Origin of the sequence: Edwardsiella ictaluri ATCC 33202, assembly GCF_000264785.1 — a bacterium.
In the GTDB taxonomy this organism is placed as follows: domain Bacteria; phylum Pseudomonadota; class Gammaproteobacteria; order Enterobacterales; family Enterobacteriaceae; genus Edwardsiella; species Edwardsiella ictaluri.
Genome location: NZ_AFJI01000100.1, coordinates 1 through 15590 on the forward strand (window position 1 = coordinate 1; position 15590 = coordinate 15590).

The 15590-nt window shown below is 57.3% G+C and carries 17 protein-coding genes and 1 tRNA gene; 11 read left to right on the forward strand and 7 right to left on the reverse strand.

The features are described from left to right. Positions 1-22 precede the first annotated feature (22 nt). On the reverse strand, positions 23-1405 hold the full coding sequence (mltD, locus tag EIEH_RS14725) for a murein transglycosylase D (protein ID WP_035610108.1): 1383 nt from the start codon (positions 1403-1405) through the stop codon (positions 23-25). 69 nt (positions 1406-1474) lie between these two features. Further along, a complete protein-coding gene (gene gloB / locus EIEH_RS14730; RefSeq protein WP_015872432.1) occupies positions 1475-2230 on the reverse strand; it encodes a hydroxyacylglutathione hydrolase in 756 nt (251 codons plus the stop codon). 31 nt (positions 2231-2261) lie between these two features. Here gloB and EIEH_RS14735 point away from each other — a divergent pair, with 31 nt between their 5' ends. Then, positions 2262-2984, forward strand: coding sequence for a methyltransferase domain-containing protein (locus tag EIEH_RS14735; protein WP_015872431.1), 723 nt, complete (start codon positions 2262-2264; stop codon positions 2982-2984). Between the two features lie 17 nt (positions 2985-3001). On the opposite strand, the gene rnhA is transcribed toward EIEH_RS14735, so the two are convergent. After that, the gene (rnhA, locus tag EIEH_RS14740; RefSeq protein WP_015872430.1) at positions 3002-3466 is read right to left on the reverse strand and encodes a ribonuclease HI; all 465 of its coding nucleotides are present in this window, start codon (positions 3464-3466) and stop codon (positions 3002-3004) included. A 67-nt stretch (positions 3467-3533) separates the two neighbouring features. Here rnhA and dnaQ point away from each other — a divergent pair, with 67 nt between their 5' ends. Further along, positions 3534-4265 carry a DNA polymerase III subunit epsilon gene (dnaQ, locus tag EIEH_RS14745; RefSeq protein ID WP_015872429.1) on the forward strand — a complete coding sequence of 244 codons (732 nt, stop codon included), beginning with the start codon at positions 3534-3536 and terminating at the stop codon, positions 4263-4265. A 131-nt stretch (positions 4266-4396) separates the two neighbouring features. Continuing rightward, positions 4397-4473 (forward strand) — tRNA-Asp (locus EIEH_RS14750). A 117-nt stretch (positions 4474-4590) separates the two neighbouring features. On the opposite strand, the gene hmpA is transcribed toward EIEH_RS14750, so the two are convergent. Then, complete coding sequence (hmpA, locus tag EIEH_RS14755) at positions 4591-5778, reverse strand: NO-inducible flavohemoprotein (protein ID WP_035610110.1); 1188 nt, start codon at positions 5776-5778, stop codon at positions 4591-4593. A gap of 340 nt (positions 5779-6118) precedes the next feature. Here hmpA and glyA point away from each other — a divergent pair, with 340 nt between their 5' ends. Then, positions 6119-7372 (forward strand): serine hydroxymethyltransferase, encoded by a 1254-nt coding sequence (glyA, locus tag EIEH_RS14760; protein ID WP_015872427.1) that lies wholly within the window; start codon positions 6119-6121, stop codon positions 7370-7372. A 45-nt stretch (positions 7373-7417) separates the two neighbouring features. Here the strand turns inward: glyA and EIEH_RS19835 are convergent, their stop codons facing one another. From EIEH_RS19835 to suhB, 3 genes are all read right to left on the reverse strand, one after another. Then, on the reverse strand, positions 7418-7576 hold the full coding sequence (locus tag EIEH_RS19835; RefSeq protein WP_015872426.1) for a hypothetical protein: 159 nt from the start codon (positions 7574-7576) through the stop codon (positions 7418-7420). Positions 7577-7989: 413 nt separating this feature from the next. Further along, positions 7990-8271, reverse strand: a complete 282-nt coding sequence (locus tag EIEH_RS19840) for a hypothetical protein (protein WP_015872424.1) — start codon at positions 8269-8271, stop codon at positions 7990-7992. Positions 8272-8521: 250 nt separating this feature from the next. After that, positions 8522-9325, reverse strand: coding sequence for an inositol-1-monophosphatase (gene suhB / locus EIEH_RS14770; protein WP_015872423.1), 804 nt, complete (start codon positions 9323-9325; stop codon positions 8522-8524). Positions 9326-9552: 227 nt separating this feature from the next. On the opposite strand from suhB, the gene trmJ reads away from it, so the two are divergent. The 7 genes from trmJ (at position 9553) to hscA (ending at position 15590) form a co-directional block, all read left to right on the forward strand. Then, positions 9553-10290: a tRNA (cytosine(32)/uridine(32)-2'-O)-methyltransferase TrmJ gene (gene trmJ / locus EIEH_RS14775; protein ID WP_015872422.1), complete on the forward strand. Its 738-nt coding sequence runs from the start codon at positions 9553-9555 to the stop codon at positions 10288-10290. Between the two features lie 220 nt (positions 10291-10510). Further along, a complete protein-coding gene (gene iscR, locus EIEH_RS14780) occupies positions 10511-11008 on the forward strand; it encodes a Fe-S cluster assembly transcriptional regulator IscR (RefSeq protein ID WP_015872421.1) in 498 nt (165 codons plus the stop codon). 69 nt (positions 11009-11077) lie between these two features. Then, positions 11078-12292 (forward strand): IscS subfamily cysteine desulfurase, encoded by a 1215-nt coding sequence (locus tag EIEH_RS14785; protein WP_015872420.1) that lies wholly within the window; start codon positions 11078-11080, stop codon positions 12290-12292. A gap of 32 nt (positions 12293-12324) precedes the next feature. Next, a complete protein-coding gene (gene iscU, locus EIEH_RS14790) occupies positions 12325-12711 on the forward strand; it encodes a Fe-S cluster assembly scaffold IscU (protein ID WP_012849638.1) in 387 nt (128 codons plus the stop codon). Between the two features lie 66 nt (positions 12712-12777). Further along, positions 12778-13101 carry an iron-sulfur cluster assembly protein IscA gene (iscA, locus tag EIEH_RS14795; protein WP_015872419.1) on the forward strand — a complete coding sequence of 108 codons (324 nt, stop codon included), beginning with the start codon at positions 12778-12780 and terminating at the stop codon, positions 13099-13101. A 90-nt stretch (positions 13102-13191) separates the two neighbouring features. Next, positions 13192-13710, forward strand: a complete 519-nt coding sequence (gene hscB / locus EIEH_RS14800) for a co-chaperone HscB (protein ID WP_015872418.1) — start codon at positions 13192-13194, stop codon at positions 13708-13710. A gap of 29 nt (positions 13711-13739) precedes the next feature. After that, on the forward strand, positions 13740-15590 hold the full coding sequence (hscA, locus tag EIEH_RS14805) for a Fe-S protein assembly chaperone HscA (RefSeq protein ID WP_015872417.1): 1851 nt from the start codon (positions 13740-13742) through the stop codon (positions 15588-15590).

The following is a 15590-nucleotide window of genomic DNA, read 5'->3' on the forward strand; positions in this document are numbered from 1 at the left end:
TCTTTTTTTGTGCAGGAAAACGTCAACTATTGCCGTCTTGCTTATCTTTCACATACAACGTCAGCAAGTCCCCCGGCTGGATCTGGCCGTTATCGTTAACCCTGCTGTTCCAACGCATTACATCATCAATATCGACGCCGTGGCGGCGTGCAATGCTGAAGAGTGAGTCCCCTTTCCGCACCTTATAGGTGATGGTATTGTCCGCCAGTGCCGTTCCTTTCGCACCTGTCGCGACCTTTAGAGTCTGTCCGGCTTTCAGGATGCTGCGGCTGCCCATATTATTCATGCTCAGCAGCGTTTTCTGCGTCATGTTTAGGCGACGGGCAATACCAGACAGTGTATCGCCGTTGCGTACTCGATAAGTCGACGTGCTGCGATGGTTCGCCAGCTCAGTATCCGGCTGGATCGCGGCAATTTCTCGCTCTGCCAGCGAGTCCTTCAGTCGATCGACGTGGGCCTGAGGCACCATTATATAGCGCGGGCCGTGCCCACTCGGTGCGGTAACGTTACGCTTGTATCCAGGGTTGAACGACTTCAGCTTGGTCAGCGACATCCCGGCCATCTCGGCGGCCTGGCTAAGCTGCATCTGCTGACTGACGTCAACGCGTGCCAGCGCCCGTTCCTGACTCGACTTAGGCAGTTTGATACCATAGCGCTGGTTATGCTTGATGATATCGCTCAGCGCCAGCACCTTTGGTACATACAGCGCCGTCTCACGCGGCAGGGAGAGAGACCAATAGTCGGTCGGGCGCCCTTTGCGCTTGTTGGCCTTGATCGCCTGCATAACGCGCCCTTCGCCACTGTTGAATGCAGCAAGGGTTAGCAGCCAGTCGCCGTCGAACATCTTGTTCATACGCTGCATCATATCCAGCGCAGCCGTTGTCGAGGCGGCGATATCCCGGCGGCCATCATACCACTGGTTCTGTTTCAGTCCGTAGTTACGACCCGTTTGAGGCACGATCTGCCATAGCCCTGCGGCGTTGGCCGATGACGTTGCATGCGGATTAAAAGCGCTCTCCACTATGGGTAGCAGTACCAGTTCCATCGGCATATTACGTTTCTTAATCTGCTCGACAATCCAGTACATGTACGGCTCTGCCCGTAATGTTACATCGTGGAGATAGCTCTTATTGCGTAAATACTTGTTTCGTTGCTCGCGGATCCGGGTATTGTTCGGAACCTTTATCTTCATGTCGTCACGAATGAAGCCCCATAAACCATCCTGCGCGAGGGTATTGCTGTCGCTTAACCATCGCGCGGAGGTCGCTCGTGTGCCCGAGGGCTGTCCTGCTTCATTTCGACTGACAGAAGACAAACTCTGTGCATATTGTTCCGGCTGTGACTGGGACACCCCATGACAGCCAGCCAACAACACGGAGGCGAAGATTATCGCTTTAGCCTTCATGTGTGCGTCGCTGTTGATTAAAAGACGAGCAATAATACGTTGCTTGACTGCACAACACAAGAAAAAGCTTTAAAAACTGTCTTTCATGTTGCGTAGACAGGCAAAAACTCGCCAAATCTCATTAGGTTGCGTAGGAAAACCCACATTCCTTTGCAAATCATAATCATAACAGCGTAAGAATGGATTTATTTCCATCTCAATCCGTAGCGTTGAAGGCACCGTAGGTTGCTGTTTTGCCCGCAATATCGTTACGTGTTGCTGATATGTTTCTATTTCCCTGTTTTTGGGTAATACATGCCGTGCAAACCGTAGATTTGACTCAGTATATTCGTGAGCGCAGCACACCAATGTGTTATCAGGAAGTTGTATAATGCGCTGTAACGAGTCAAACATTTGCTGCGCACTGCCCTCAAACAGGCGCCCACAGCCAGCGGAGAATAGCGTATCGCCGCAAAACAGGTACGGAGCGCTGTAGTAGGCCATATGGCCCAACGTATGTCCCGGCAGAGCCATGATAGAAATCTGGCACCCTAGCAGGGAGAGCGTATCGTTATCGGCTACGACTTGGGTACACCCCTGTCCCTGTGTTTCTGCCGGACCGTAAACCGGCATTTCAGGGTAGGCCTGGACGATCTCTGCAACACCGCCAACGTGGTCATTATGATGGTGCGTCAGCAGGATGGCTTTAGGGGTTATCCTATTCTCTGTCAAATAGTGTAAAACCGGCGCGGCGACGCCGGGATCGACGATCAGACATTGATGCTGCGGATTGATTAGCAGCCAGATGTAGTTATCCTGTAGGGTAGGAAGACCGATAAGATCCATGATGTTATCTACTCCAAAGTCAGAGGTGACGATGAGACCGGCACTGAGCATGCGCACGCTAAACGCGCCTTTTACCTGGCGGCAAATCCCGTGGGGACTCCACTACCGGGCCGCGCTGGAGCTGCGTTTAACGCCGTGGTGGCCAAAGCTGTTTGGCTACCATTTGCTGAAGCTGGGGACGCTGAGCACCGATCTGGCAACGGACCGCTGTACCATATCACATCAGGTGAGTGTGGCACCGGAGGGAGAGCATTTACAGGTGATCGCTGAGCCCGCGCATCTGCCGTTTGCCGCGAAGTCGGTGGATGCCTGCCTGCTGGCTCACACCCTGGGCTACTCCCACGATCCGCACCGGGTGCTGCGCGAGGTCGATCGGGTACTGGTGGATGACGGTTGGCTTATCATCAGCGGCTTTAGTCCGCTGAGCCTTCTGGGGATGGGGAAACTGGTGCCCGGACTGCGCCGCCGGCTGCCCTACAGCAGCCGTATGTTCAGTATGGGGCGACTCATCGACTGGCTGAACCTGCTGAACTACGAAGTGCTGGCGGCGTCACGTTTTCAAGTGTTGCCTTGGCATAATCCCTGCGTCTCTCTGCTGAGCCGACACTTTCCGGCGATGGGGTGTCTGATGCTGATCGTTGCACGTAAGCGTACCGTTCCATTGACCTTAACGCCGCAACGCGTCTTGCTGGCGCATCATAGTATCCGCCGCGCGTTGGGTAGCGCGGCAAAGATCAGACGGCGGCCGGTTTAGCGGCCCCGGTGGCGTGGCTACCCGGGAGTGTAGCCGCTGTCGTCCTGGGTCGGTGTCCCGGCGGCGCGGCGCGCCAGCTCATCGCAGCGCTCGTTCTCTGGGTGACCAGCATGACCTTTTATCCATATCCACTCCACCTGATGTGGGCCGATGGCCTGATCCAGTCGCTGCCATAGATCGACGTTTTTCACCGGTTTTTTATCCGCCGTTTTCCAGTCGCGTCGTTTCCAGCCGTGGATCCACTGGGTAATGCCCTGACGGACATACTGGCTATCGCTGAACAGCGCGACCTGGCAGGCGCTGGTCAGCGTCTCCAGGGCGACGATGGCCGCCATCAGCTCCATGCGGTTGTTAGTGGTCAGCCGATAGCCGGCACTGAGCGCTTTTTCATGCTGACGGTAGCGCAGAATGGCGCCATAGCCACCCGGGCCCGGATTGCCCAGACAGGAGCCATCGGTGAAAATTTCAACCTGCTTTAACATCTCTGGTAGACTACTCTCTGATCAAAACCGTGAGTCTGACATAAAGTGACACGATGAGCACAGTAAAATGAGTATCCCTATCGCCCGCCAAATCGTCCTTGATACGGAAACCACCGGTATGAACCAGGTGGGTGCCCATTATGAGGGGCATCGCATTATTGAAATCGGCGCCGTTGAAGTGGTTAACCGCCGTCTGACTGGTCGTAATTTTCACGTTTACCTGAAGCCGGATCGTCTGGTGGATCCCGAGGCGTTTACAGTACACGGCATCAGTGATGACTTTTTGCTGGATAAGCCCAGCTTTGCCGAGGTGGCTGATGAGTTTCTGGCTTTTATCCGCGGCGCGGAGTTGGTGATCCATAACGCGCCGTTCGATATCGGCTTTATGGACTATGAATTTGCCAAGCTGGGGCGCGATCTGCCGAAGACGGAGACATTCTGCACTATCACCGATAGCCTGGTGATGGCGCGTCGCCTGTTTCCGGGCAAAAGGAACAGCCTGGATGCGCTGTGCAACCGCTATGAGATAGACAACAGCAAGCGAACGCTGCACGGGGCGCTGCTGGATGCCCAGATCCTGGCCGATGTTTACCTGATCATGACCGGAGGCCAGACTTTGCTTGCGTTTTCCAGTGATGGTGACGGCGCCTCTCAGTCGCAGGCATCGGAAATTCGCCGGGTGGTACGCGGTGCCAAAGGGCTACGGGTGGTGTACGCCAGTGAGGTGGAGCTGGCAGCTCATGAACAGCGTTTGGATTTGGTTCAGAAAAAGGGCGACAGCTGTCTGTGGCGTAGTTAAATGATAAAATTTGCTGAAAAATCATCGCAAAGTATAAAATGTGTGCGAATGATTGTCTTGCAGAGAAAAAGGGTTGACGCCGTCGGGCGCTGACCGTAATATGCGCCTCGTTCCCCAAGCGGGAACAACGCGGAGCGGTAGTTCAGTTGGTTAGAATACCTGCCTGTCACGCAGGGGGTCGCGGGTTCGAGTCCCGTCCGTTCCGCCAACATTCCAAGCCCCGGCTCAGAAATGAGCCGGGGTTTTTTGTTTTATCCCTCCCCGCTCAGCCGCCGCGGGCGGCAGCGCCAGCGTTACCGGTGCGAGGATGGACGGGTCGGCGGGATCACAGAATTTTGTGTGGGCCGAAGCACTCATAGTGCAGTCGTTCCGCATCGACGCCCTGTGCCAGCAGCTGCCGTGCCACATGTTGCATAAAGCCAATCGGTCCACAGAAATAGAACTGCATGTGCGGATCGCGCAGCCCGTCGCCCACGGTGCCGAGATCCATCATACCGCGATGGCAGCGGGCGTGGATCGGCTGCGTGGGTTCGCCGCGGCGTAGCCACAGATGCGCGTGATGATGGGGGATGGTGGCCAGCAGGTGCTCGCTCTCCTCGCCAAAGGCGCGCACGGGGTCGCTATCGGCGGCGTGCAGCCAGTACAGCGAAGCGCGTTGTCCACGGCGGCTCAGGGTATCCAGCATGCTGAGCAGCGGGGTCACACCGACGCCTGCCGAGATCAGCGCCAGCGGCGTCTCCGGCGTCGTATTTAGAGTAAACCCGCCGCAGGGGGCTGAGAGGTGCAGCGTATCACCCGCACCGGCGACGTCGTGCAGATAGCGGGAGACGGCGCCCTGAGGTTCCCGCTTGACGGCGATACGGTAATGCTGACCATTGGGGGCATGGGTCAGTGAATACTGACGAATCGCCTGGCGCGGGAGGCTGGGATGGCGCACATATACGCTCAGATATTGCCCTGGGAGGAAGTCAGCGATCGGGGCGCCATCCTGCGGTACCAACGTGAAGCTGGTGATCAGATCGCTCTCCACCCGTTTGTCGGCAATCGCAAACGCCCGCTGATGCGCCCAGCCGCCGGACTGTCCGGCGAGCCCCTGGTACAGTTGGGACTCCCGTGCAATAAACAGCTGTGCCAGCGTGCTGTAGGCATTGCTCCAGGCATCCAGCACATCACTGCCGGGGTTGAATAGTTCCTCCAGTGTCTTGAGCAGATGATGGCCAATAATGGCGTACTGTTGCGGTTGAATACCAACGCTGACGTGTTTATGAGCGATACGCTCTACCGCCCCGCTCAGCGCCGCGGGGGTATCAATGTGGGCAGCATAGGCGCAGATGGCGTTAAACAACGCCTCGCGCTGATCGCCGCTGTGCTGATGACTCATATTGAAGAGAGACTTCAGCTCTGGATTATGACGGAACATGCGTTGATAGAAGTGGGCGGTCAGCCCTGGACCATACTGTTGCAGCAGTGGCAGGGTGGATTTGACGATAACGATGGTTTGTGTGTCCAGCATGAGCGCTCCTAGGGGGTATCAATTAAATTGCATATAGAATGCAACTTAATAATTTTTGGTGGCGCTGTAAATCAATAATTGCCGATGTTCCTCATTGGCGTTACGGTAATGGTGTTTTTTTATTCGCGCCCATCGCTGTGTGCACAAAAATGCAACAATGCGCCTATCTGTCTAAGTCCTTGCACTACGGAGTGCTAAACGATTGCGCAAAAAATGGGGTGAGGTGTTTGTAACAAGTTAAAAACATATTACACTGTGACGATTGCCCGTTGGGGTGGGGATGTCTTGGCTGTGAGGGCCAGATTTACTCAAAACCGGTTAGCTGAGTCAGGAGAAGCGGATGTTAAAGCGTGAAATGAACATTGCCGATTACGATACCGAGCTGTGGCAGGCAATGCAGCAGGAAGTGACGCGTCAGGAGCAGCATATTGAGCTGATCGCCTCGGAAAACTACACCAGCCCGCGGGTTATGCAGGCGCAGGGCTCCCAGCTGACCAATAAATATGCCGAAGGTTACCCGGGTAAGCGTTACTACGGCGGTTGCCAGTATGTGGATCAGGTCGAGCAGCTGGCGATTGATCGCGCCAAGGCGCTGTTTGGCGCCGACTACGCCAACGTACAGCCCCACTCAGGTTCTCAGGCCAATTTCGCCGTCTATACCGCACTGCTGCAACCGGGCGATACGGTGCTGGGCATGAATCTGGCGCACGGCGGCCATCTGACGCATGGCTCTCCGGTTAACTTTTCCGGTAAGCTGTATAACGTGGTGCCTTACGGCATCGACGCGCATGGCCGTATCGACTATGACGATCTGGCGGCGCAGGCGCAGCGGCACCGTCCGAAGATGATCATCGGCGGTTTCTCGGCCTATTCCGGCGTCGTGGACTGGGCGCGTATGCGTGAGATCGCCAATAGCATCGGCGCCTATCTGTTTGTGGATATGGCGCATGTGGCGGGTCTGGTCGCTGCCGGGGTTTATCCCAATCCGATTCCCCATGCCCACGTAGTGACCACCACTACTCACAAAACCCTGGCCGGTCCACGCGGCGGCTTGATCCTGGCCAAGGGGTTGGATGAGACGATGTATAAAAAGCTGAACTCCGCCGTGTTCCCGGGAGCACAGGGGGGCCCGCTGATGCACGTGATCGCAGCCAAGGCGGTCGCTCTGAAAGAGGCGATGGAGCCGGAGTTTACCCGTTACCAGCAGCAGGTGGCCAAAAATGCCAAGGCGATGGTCGACGTCTTTCTGCAACGCGGCTATAAGGTCGTGTCCGGTGGCACGGAAAATCATCTATTTCTGCTGGATCTGGTTGACAGGCAGATCACCGGCAAGGAGGCCGACGCCGCACTGGGACACGCCAATATTACGGTGAATAAAAACAGCGTGCCCAACGATCCGCAGAGTCCGTTCGTGACTTCCGGCATTCGCATCGGTACCCCTGCTATCACGCGCCGCGGTTTTAAAGAGGCAGAGTCCCGTGAGCTGGCGGGATGGATGTGCGACGTGTTGGATAATATCCATGATGAGGCCACGATCGCCTGCACCAAACAGAAGGTGCTGGCTCTTTGTGAACGTCTTCCGGTCTATGCCTGACCGGCTGCCAGCCCTACCGAGCCCGCTACGCGCGGGCTTTTTACGTCAGTCGCTCCTGTCGTCGGCCTGCATCAGCCAGGTGCCGGTACTGACGGCGATCAGGTTCAGCTCCTCAGGGGAGAAGCGGATATGGTAGCGTCGCTCCAGCCCGGCGATGGCACGGCGGGGAGCGCCAATAATGCGGGGATGAGACGCCAGCTCCACCGTCAGCGGCGTGCCGATACGGATGGTGAACAGCGAGCGCCCAATGGCGGCGCCAAGGTGGGCGAACCGGCGGGCTACAGCCGTTCGCGCTGGGAAAGTCGTACGTCGCTGTCGTGCTCTATGCCGTCGATGTAGCGTTCAACCTCGGGCATAAGGGGTTTGTCTTGCGCATTTCTCCGCAGACTGTGGCTATGGTTCTTGCGCAAGGTTAAGCCGTGTCACGCATAGTTGCTCCTGCTCCAGTGTGACCGTAAACACATCTCTGATATGTATGCTGCATAGTTGTTTCGGTAACGGTGTACTCCTCTTTCTGCTGTAGCCAGCGGTAGTGGCCGGTAGCAGCCAGCAGGAGAGGAGTGAATTCGGTTGGCCGTCTCGGCGCTGTATGGCGGCATACTGCGTCATGATACCGATCAGCTGTTGTGCTGGCGTAACGGTGCCGGGAAGTAGCATCGCGCACGTTGTATCCAGTGCAGCAGGTATGAGAACCACTCATAGACCGTGTCGTGCAGACGATAGCCATGGCGGCTGATATGCAGGGACAGGGCGTGGTAATGCATGATATCGCTGACCAGATGACTCAGATTCTGCCCTGCTTCATCGGGCGTTTGTTGCTGCAGCTTACACAGATGCGCCAGATTGCAGTACCGTTCCGTGCAGGAGCACGGTGCAGGTAGCGAGGCATCGCTCTGCATGTGTGTTTTCCCTCCGGGTGAATAACCGCAAAATCGGTATCGGGCGCATCCCACAGTGTCGGTCGTCGCTGAGGCGATCAAGGAGACATCGTCTAGGCATAGCAAATCCGGGGTGGGGGTAGTCCAGGGCTCTTCGTTGGATGCCTGCGTCGGACTCATGCGCGATGGCGGGTGTAAAAACAAAATGCCCTGCGCGGGCGTTCCGGCAGGGCGTTGAAAATGACGCATTGGTGCCCTTTCGGGCAGGCGATTAACGCTTCAGCGCATCGCTCAGCTCGTCGCGCAGAGCGCCCAGCAGCGACTTGACGACGCGCGGGTTACCGGCGACGACGTTACCGCTGGCCAGGTAGCCATGGCCGCCGACAAAGTCGGTAACCAGGCCGCCCGCTTCGCGCACCAACAGCTCACCGGCGGCGAAGTCCCATGGCTTCAGGCCGATTTCAAAGAAACCGTCCACGCGGCCGGCGGCGACGTAGGCCAGATCCAGCGCAGCAGAGCCGGTGCGGCGGAAGTCAGCGCACTGGGTAAACAGCTTATCGACCATCTTGATATAGGTGGCGGCATGATGCTTCATCTTGAAGGGGAAACCGGTGGCCAGGATGGTGCCATCCAGATCTTTGGCAACGCCGGTGCGCAGGCGGTAGCCGTTGAGCTGCGCGCCCTGACCACGGGTGGCGGTATACAGCTCGTTGCGCATCGGATCATAGACGACGGCAACTTCGGTACGGCCTTTGATACGTACGGCGATGGACACTGCGAAGTGCGGCAGACGTTTGACGAAATTGGTGGTGCCATCCAGCGGATCGATTACCCATTGGATCTCGTGATCTTCACCCAGCAGCTCACCGCACTCTTCGCTGATGATAGTGTGCTTGGGGTAAGACTTGCGGATGGTCTCGATGATCAGGTGTTCAGCATCGCGATCGACATTGGTCACAAAATCATTGCTGCCTTTCTGGCTGGCTTCTATTGAGTCGGGCGTTTCGTAACTTTTGGCAATCAGGTTACCGGCCTTGCGCGCGGCGCGCACGGCGATGTTCAGCATCGGATGCATGGGAATCTTCCACTAGATGTTAAAGAACGGGAAATTTAGACGGCGCAGAGTATAGCAAAGTGTGCGGCAAACAACCATGCCGTTTTTATACTCGTTGGCAATAACAATAAATAATGTTTTATATCAATTGATTGTGGAATTGCTCGGCGGTGAATAAATCAATAGAAACCATTAATAACGCCTTATGGTAAAATCACAGAATCAATTCAATCGTGTAATGAGTAAGCATGCTGGACAATATTCGCATCGTGCTGGTGGAAACCTCCCACACCGGCAACATGGGGTCAACTGCCCGAGCCATGAAGACCATGGGATTAACCAACCTGTATCTTGTGAACCCGCTGGTACGCCCCGACTCACAGGCCATTGCTCTGTCAGCCGGGGCCAGCGACGTGATCGGCAACGCGACCATCGTAGGCAGCTTCGATGACGCGATCGTCGGTTGCAGTCTGGTGGTGGGCACCAGTGCCCGTTCACGCTCGTTGCCATGGCCGATGCTGGAGCCGCGCGAATGCGGCCAGCGCAGCGCCATGGAATCAGAGCATGCGCCTGTTGCCATCGTATTTGGCCGCGAGCGCGTCGGGTTGACCAACGATGAGCTGCAGAAGTGCCATTACCATGTGCAGATCCCGGCCAACCCGGAGTACACCTCGCTGAACCTGGCGATGGCGGTGCAGATCCTCAGTTATGAAATCCGCGTCGCACACCTGGATCGTCAGGCGGCCAAGGCGCCGGCTGTGGAGGAGGCAGCCTATCCTCTGGCAGACGATCTGGAGCGCTTTTATGCCCATCTGGAGCAGACGCTGCATCACACCGGCTTTATCCGTGAGAAGAGTCCGGGTCAGGTTATGAACCGTCTGCGCCGCCTGTTCACCCGCGCCCGCCCGGAGGCGCAGGAGCTGAATATCCTGCGCGGCATACTGGCCTCAATTGATAAGTGCGACGCAGAACGGCACAAAAGTTAACGGTGACAACGACTATATCATAGTAGAATACACGGGTATTTTTGCGCGGATGCTGGCTGGTATTGCTGCGTGTTTCTCGCGGATGGACAGCATTGATAAGCGGATAATACTTGACTAAAATAGTAGGATAAATAGTTGACTGAAATAGTCGGGAATGAGAGGATGAAACCGTTGAGCAACACTGTGTGTTTCACTCTTTTTCCCAAAGGGGCTATTAGCCATGAGACTGACATCCAAAGGGCGTTATGCCGTAACAGCCATGCTCGATGTGGCGCTTCACTCCCAGGAAGGACCGGTACCGCTGGCGGATATTTCAGAACGCCAGGGGATCTCGCTTTCTTATCTGGAGCAGCTGTTCTCCCGCCTGCGCAAAAATGGTCTGGTGGCCAGCGTACGGGGTCCTGGTGGCGGTTACCTGCTGGGAAAAGAGACCAGTGAGATCGCTATTGGCGCGGTGATCACCGCCGTGGATGAGTCGGTGGATGCAACCCGCTGCCAGGGGAAAGAGGGCTGTCAGGGGGGAACCCGCTGCCTGACCCACACGTTGTGGCGCGATCTCAGCGAGCGTATCAGCGGTTTTCTAAACAATATTTCGCTGGCGGAGCTGGTCAATAATCAGGAAGTCATGGATGTGGCTGACCGACAGGATATTGATGCACGGCGCAGCGTTGTCGCTGCCGGGCATCAGGATACGATTAACGTGAACCTGCGTGCATAAGCGCGGGCACGGAGTTGAATTATCACCCGTAGGCAAATCATTTTTGGAAGTGATGTACGGAGCAAAAGAATGAAATTACCGATTTATATGGACTACTCCGCAACGACGCCGGCCGATCCGCGCGTGGCTGAGAAGATGATGCAGTATCTGACGCTGGACGGTACATTCGGTAACCCGGCTTCCCGCTCCCACCGCTTCGGCTGGCAGGCCGAAGAGGCGGTAGACGTCGCGCGCAATAATATCGCAGAGCTGGTGGGTTCCGATCCGCGTGAGATCGTGTTTACCTCCGGAGCGACCGAGGCCGATAACCTGGCCATCAAAGGCGCCGCCAACTTCTATCAGAAGAAAGGCAAGCACATCATCACCTGTAAGACCGAGCACAAGGCGGTGCTGGATACCTGTCGTCAGCTGGAGCGCGAAGGCTTTGAGGTGACCTACATGACGCCGCAGCCCAATGGTCTGATTGACCTGAACGCCCTGGAGGCGGTGATGCGTGACGACACGATCTTGGTCTCCATCATGCATGTGAATAACGAAATCGGCATCATTCAGGATATTGAGACCATCGGCGAGATGTGCCACGCGCGTGGCATTATTTTCCATGTGGATGCCACCCAGAGTGTGGGCAAACTGCCGATTGATCTGAGCAAACTGAAGGTCGATCTGATGTCATTTTCCGGCCATAAAATCTATGGTCCGAAGGGCATCGGCGCCCTGTACGTCCGTCGCAAGCCGCGTGTACGTATTGAAGCGCAGATGCACGGCGGCGGCCATGAGCGCGGTATGCGCTCCGGGACCCTGCCGGTACACCAGATCGTTGGGATGGGCGAAGCCTACCGCATTGCCAAAGAGGAGATGTCGACCGAAGTTCTGCGTCTGCGCGTCCTGCGCGATCGCCTGTGGAACGGGCTGAAGGACATCGAAGAGGTGTATCTGAACGGCGCTCTGGAGCAGGGGGCGCCGAATATCCTGAACGTCAGCTTTAACTTTGTTGAAGGGGAATCTCTGATCATGGCGCTGAAGGATCTGGCCGTCTCTTCCGGGTCGGCCTGTACCTCCGCCAGCCTGGAGCCCTCCTACGTGCTGCGCGCACTGGGCCTGAATGATGAGCTGGCGCACAGCTCCATCCGCTTCTCTCTGGGGCGTTTTACCACGGAAGAAGAGGTCGATTACGCCATTGATCTGGTGCGTAAATCCATCGGCCGTCTGCGCGAGCTCTCACCGCTGTGGGAGATGCATAAGCAGGGCGTGGATATCAGCACCATCGAATGGTCAGCCCATTAATTCCCAGGACACCCTTTTAGGAGCATCGATAAATGGCTTACAGCGATAAAGTGATCGATCACTATGAGAATCCGCGCAACGTCGGATCCTTTGACAATAGCGATCCCAACGTCGGTAGCGGTATGGTCGGCGCCCCGGCCTGCGGTGACGTGATGAAGTTGCAGATTAAAGTCAACAATGAGGGTATCATTGAGGACGCCCGTTTCAAGACCTACGGCTGTGGCTCTGCCATTGCCTCCAGCTCGCTGGTCACTGAGTGGGTCAAGGGTAAGTCCCTGGAGCAGGCGGCGGAGATCAAGAATACCGACATCGCCGAGGAGCTGGCGCTGCCGCCGGTGAAGATCCACTGCTCGATCTTGGCAGAAGACGCCATTAAGGCAGCGATCGCCGATTATAAAAACAAGCATAGCGCGGAATAAGCGCCGTGCTCCGGTGGCCGGCTATCCGGTCACCGTCACCCTGAATTTTTTGACTGAGGTTGTTGTATGTCGATTACCATGAGCGACTCCGCTGCAAAGCGCGTACAGACATTTTTAACCAATCGCGGTAAGGGATTGGGCCTGCGTCTGGGGGTAAAAACCTCGGGTTGTTCAGGCATGGCGTATGTGCTGGAGTTTGTCGATGTCCTGAACGAGGACGATGTGGTTTTCGAGGATCAAGGAGTGAAGGTTATCGTTGACGGAAAGAGCCTGGTGTACCTCGATGGTACCGAGTTGGACTTCGTTAAAGAGGGGCTTAACGAAGGCTTTAAGTTCAACAACCCAAATGTTAAGAATGAGTGCGGCTGCGGCGAGAGCTTTAACGTTTAACCCGCGCCCACGTCACCGGCGGGCGTCGCCTCTCCTTAATTAGCTGACGTCGGCGACGCCGCTTTTACGGTATTAGCATCAGAGTACGGCATGGACTATTTCACGCTTTTCGGGTTTCCGGCACGCTATGACGTGGATGGCAGCCTGCTCGCTGCGCGTTTTCAGGATCTGCAGCGTCAGTTTCACCCCGACCGTTTCGTCACCGCGCCTGAGCGCGATCGCCTGCTGGCAATGCAGCAGGCGACAACCATCAATGACGCCTATCAGACGCTTAAACATCCCCTCAAGCGGGCCGAGTATCTGCTCTCTCTGCACGGTTTTGACATCAATAATGAACAGCAGACCTTGCGCGATACGGCTTTCCTGATAGAGCAGATGACCCTGCGCGAGGAGCTGGAGGTGCTGGAGCACCGTGCCGACGCCGATGAGGCGTTAATGAGCTTTTCCGACAAGGTCGCTAAAATGGTGCAGGTGCGCAGTGCTCAGATGATAAATGAGCTGGACTGTCAGGCATGGCCGCAGGCGGCGGACAGCGTGCGTAAGCTACGATTTCTGGACAGGCTCCAGCAGCAGACCGAACAGCTGGAAGAGCGGCTGCTGGGGATGTAACCCTTTTTGACGGATTAACGGAAGCGAACATGGCGTTATTACAAATCAGTGAGCCGGGACTGAGTGCTGCGCCGCATCAGCGTCGTCTGGCGGCGGGCATCGATCTGGGCACCACCAACTCTCTGGTGGCTACTGTGCGCAGCGGCCAGGCCGAAACGCTGGCCGATGAGCAGGGGCACCATCTATTGCCGTCGGTGGTGCGCTACCAGGCTGGCGGACATATCGTCGGCGCCGAGGCCCGTGAGCAGGCTGCCGACGATCCGCTCAATACCGTGAGCTCGATTAAACGCATGATGGGGCGTTCGCTGGCCGACGTTCAGGCGCGCTATCCGCATTTACCCTATCAGATGCACGCCAGCGAGAGCGGTATGCCGCAGCTGGCGACGGCGGCGGGCAGCGTCAACCCGATCCAGGTGTCCGCCGACATCCTCGCCGCGCTCTCTGCGCGCGCACAGGCGGCCCTGGGCGGCGAGCTGGACGGGGTGGTGATCACCGTGCCAGCCTATTTCGATGATGCGCAGCGCCAGGGGACGAAAGACGCCGCGCGTCTGGCCGGTCTGCACGTGCTGCGCCTGCTCAATGAGCCGACCGCAGCCGCCATCGCCTACGGGCTGGACTCCGCCCAGGAGGGGGTGATCGCGGTTTACGATCTCGGCGGCGGCACCTTTGATATCTCGATTCTGCGCCTCAGCCGCGGGGTGTTTGAGGTCTTGGCCACCGGCGGCGACTCCGCGCTGGGCGGCGATGACTTTGACCACCTGCTGGCCGACTGGCTGCGTGAGCAGGCCGGTCTGCGCGACCGTAGCGATGCCGGGCTGGCGCGCCGCTTCCTGGATGCGGCCGTCGCGGCAAAAATCGCCCTGAGCACCCAGCAAGAGACGACGGTGTGTGTCGGCGACTGGCAGGGTGAGGTGAGCCGGGATCAGCTGGATGCGCTGATCGCGCCGCTGGTTAAGCGCACGCTGCTGGCCTGCCACCGGACGCTGAAAGATGCCGGCGTTACCCGCGACGAGGTGTTGGAGGTGGTGATGGTTGGCGGCTCAACCCGGGTACCGCTGGTGCGGACGCAGGTGGGCGACTTCTTTGGCCGTCAGCCGCTGACCACGATTGATCCCGATCGGGTGGTGGCGATCGGCGCGGCTATCCAGGCTGATATTCTGGTCGGCAATAAACCGGATGCCGATATGCTGCTGCTGGACGTGATCCCGCTCTCTCTGGGGCTGGAGACCATGGGCGGACTGGTCGAGAAGGTGATCCCGCGCAATACCACCATCCCGGTGGCCCGGGCGCAGGAGTTTACCACCTTTAAAGATGGTCAGACGGCGATGATGATCCATGTGCTGCAGGGCGAGCGCGAACTGGTCCAGGATAATCGCTCTCTGGCACGTTTTACCCTGCGCGGTATTCCTCCGCTTTCGGCGGGTGGCGCCCATATTCGCGTCACCTTCCAGGTCGATGCTGACGGGCTGCTCAGCGTGACCGCGATGGAGAAGTCTACCGGGGTACAGGCAGCGATCCAGGTGAAGCCCTCCTACGGGTTGAGTGAAGACGAAATCGTCGGCATGCTGAAAGATTCCATGGCGAATGCTGAGGGCGATCTCAGCGCACGTATGCTGGCGGAACAAAAGGTGGAGGCCGCGCGGGTGCTGGAAAGCCTGCACGGTGCGCTGCAGCAGGACAGTGCTCTGCTGGGCGAACAGGAGCTGGCGGCAATCCGCCAGGCGCAGACGGCGCTGCAGGCCGCCGCCGATGGTGACGAGACGTCGGCGATCGAGGCGGCGATCAAGGTGCTGGATGCACAAACTCAAGAATTTGCCGCGCGGCGCATGGATAGCTCCATTCGCCGTGCGCTGGCCGGTCACTCTGTGGATGAGGTTTAA

Excerpts from the sequence above, each read along its gene's own strand:
- mltD (WP_035610108.1), bottom strand. The coding sequence starts at position 1,405 with ATGAAGGCTAAAGCGATAATCTTCGCCTCCGTGTTGTTGGCTGGCTGT.
- gloB (WP_015872432.1), bottom strand. The coding sequence starts at position 2,230 with ATGGATCTTATCGGTCTTCCTACCCTACAGGATAACTACATCTGGCTG.
- EIEH_RS14735 (WP_015872431.1), top strand. The coding sequence starts at position 2,262 with ATGAGACCGGCACTGAGCATGCGCACGCTAAACGCGCCTTTTACCTGG.
- rnhA (WP_015872430.1), bottom strand. The coding sequence starts at position 3,466 with ATGTTAAAGCAGGTTGAAATTTTCACCGATGGCTCCTGTCTGGGCAAT.
- dnaQ (WP_015872429.1), top strand. The coding sequence starts at position 3,534 with ATGAGTATCCCTATCGCCCGCCAAATCGTCCTTGATACGGAAACCACC.
- hmpA (WP_035610110.1), bottom strand. The coding sequence starts at position 5,778 with ATGCTGGACACACAAACCATCGTTATCGTCAAATCCACCCTGCCACTG.
- glyA (WP_015872427.1), top strand. The coding sequence starts at position 6,119 with ATGTTAAAGCGTGAAATGAACATTGCCGATTACGATACCGAGCTGTGG.
- EIEH_RS19840 (WP_015872424.1), bottom strand. The coding sequence starts at position 8,271 with ATGCAGAGCGATGCCTCGCTACCTGCACCGTGCTCCTGCACGGAACGG.
- suhB (WP_015872423.1), bottom strand. The coding sequence starts at position 9,325 with ATGCATCCGATGCTGAACATCGCCGTGCGCGCCGCGCGCAAGGCCGGT.
- trmJ (WP_015872422.1), top strand. The coding sequence starts at position 9,553 with ATGCTGGACAATATTCGCATCGTGCTGGTGGAAACCTCCCACACCGGC.
- iscR (WP_015872421.1), top strand. The coding sequence starts at position 10,511 with ATGAGACTGACATCCAAAGGGCGTTATGCCGTAACAGCCATGCTCGAT.
- EIEH_RS14785 (WP_015872420.1), top strand. The coding sequence starts at position 11,078 with ATGAAATTACCGATTTATATGGACTACTCCGCAACGACGCCGGCCGAT.
- iscU (WP_012849638.1), top strand. The coding sequence starts at position 12,325 with ATGGCTTACAGCGATAAAGTGATCGATCACTATGAGAATCCGCGCAAC.
- iscA (WP_015872419.1), top strand. The coding sequence starts at position 12,778 with ATGTCGATTACCATGAGCGACTCCGCTGCAAAGCGCGTACAGACATTT.
- hscB (WP_015872418.1), top strand. The coding sequence starts at position 13,192 with ATGGACTATTTCACGCTTTTCGGGTTTCCGGCACGCTATGACGTGGAT.
- hscA (WP_015872417.1), top strand. The coding sequence starts at position 13,740 with ATGGCGTTATTACAAATCAGTGAGCCGGGACTGAGTGCTGCGCCGCAT.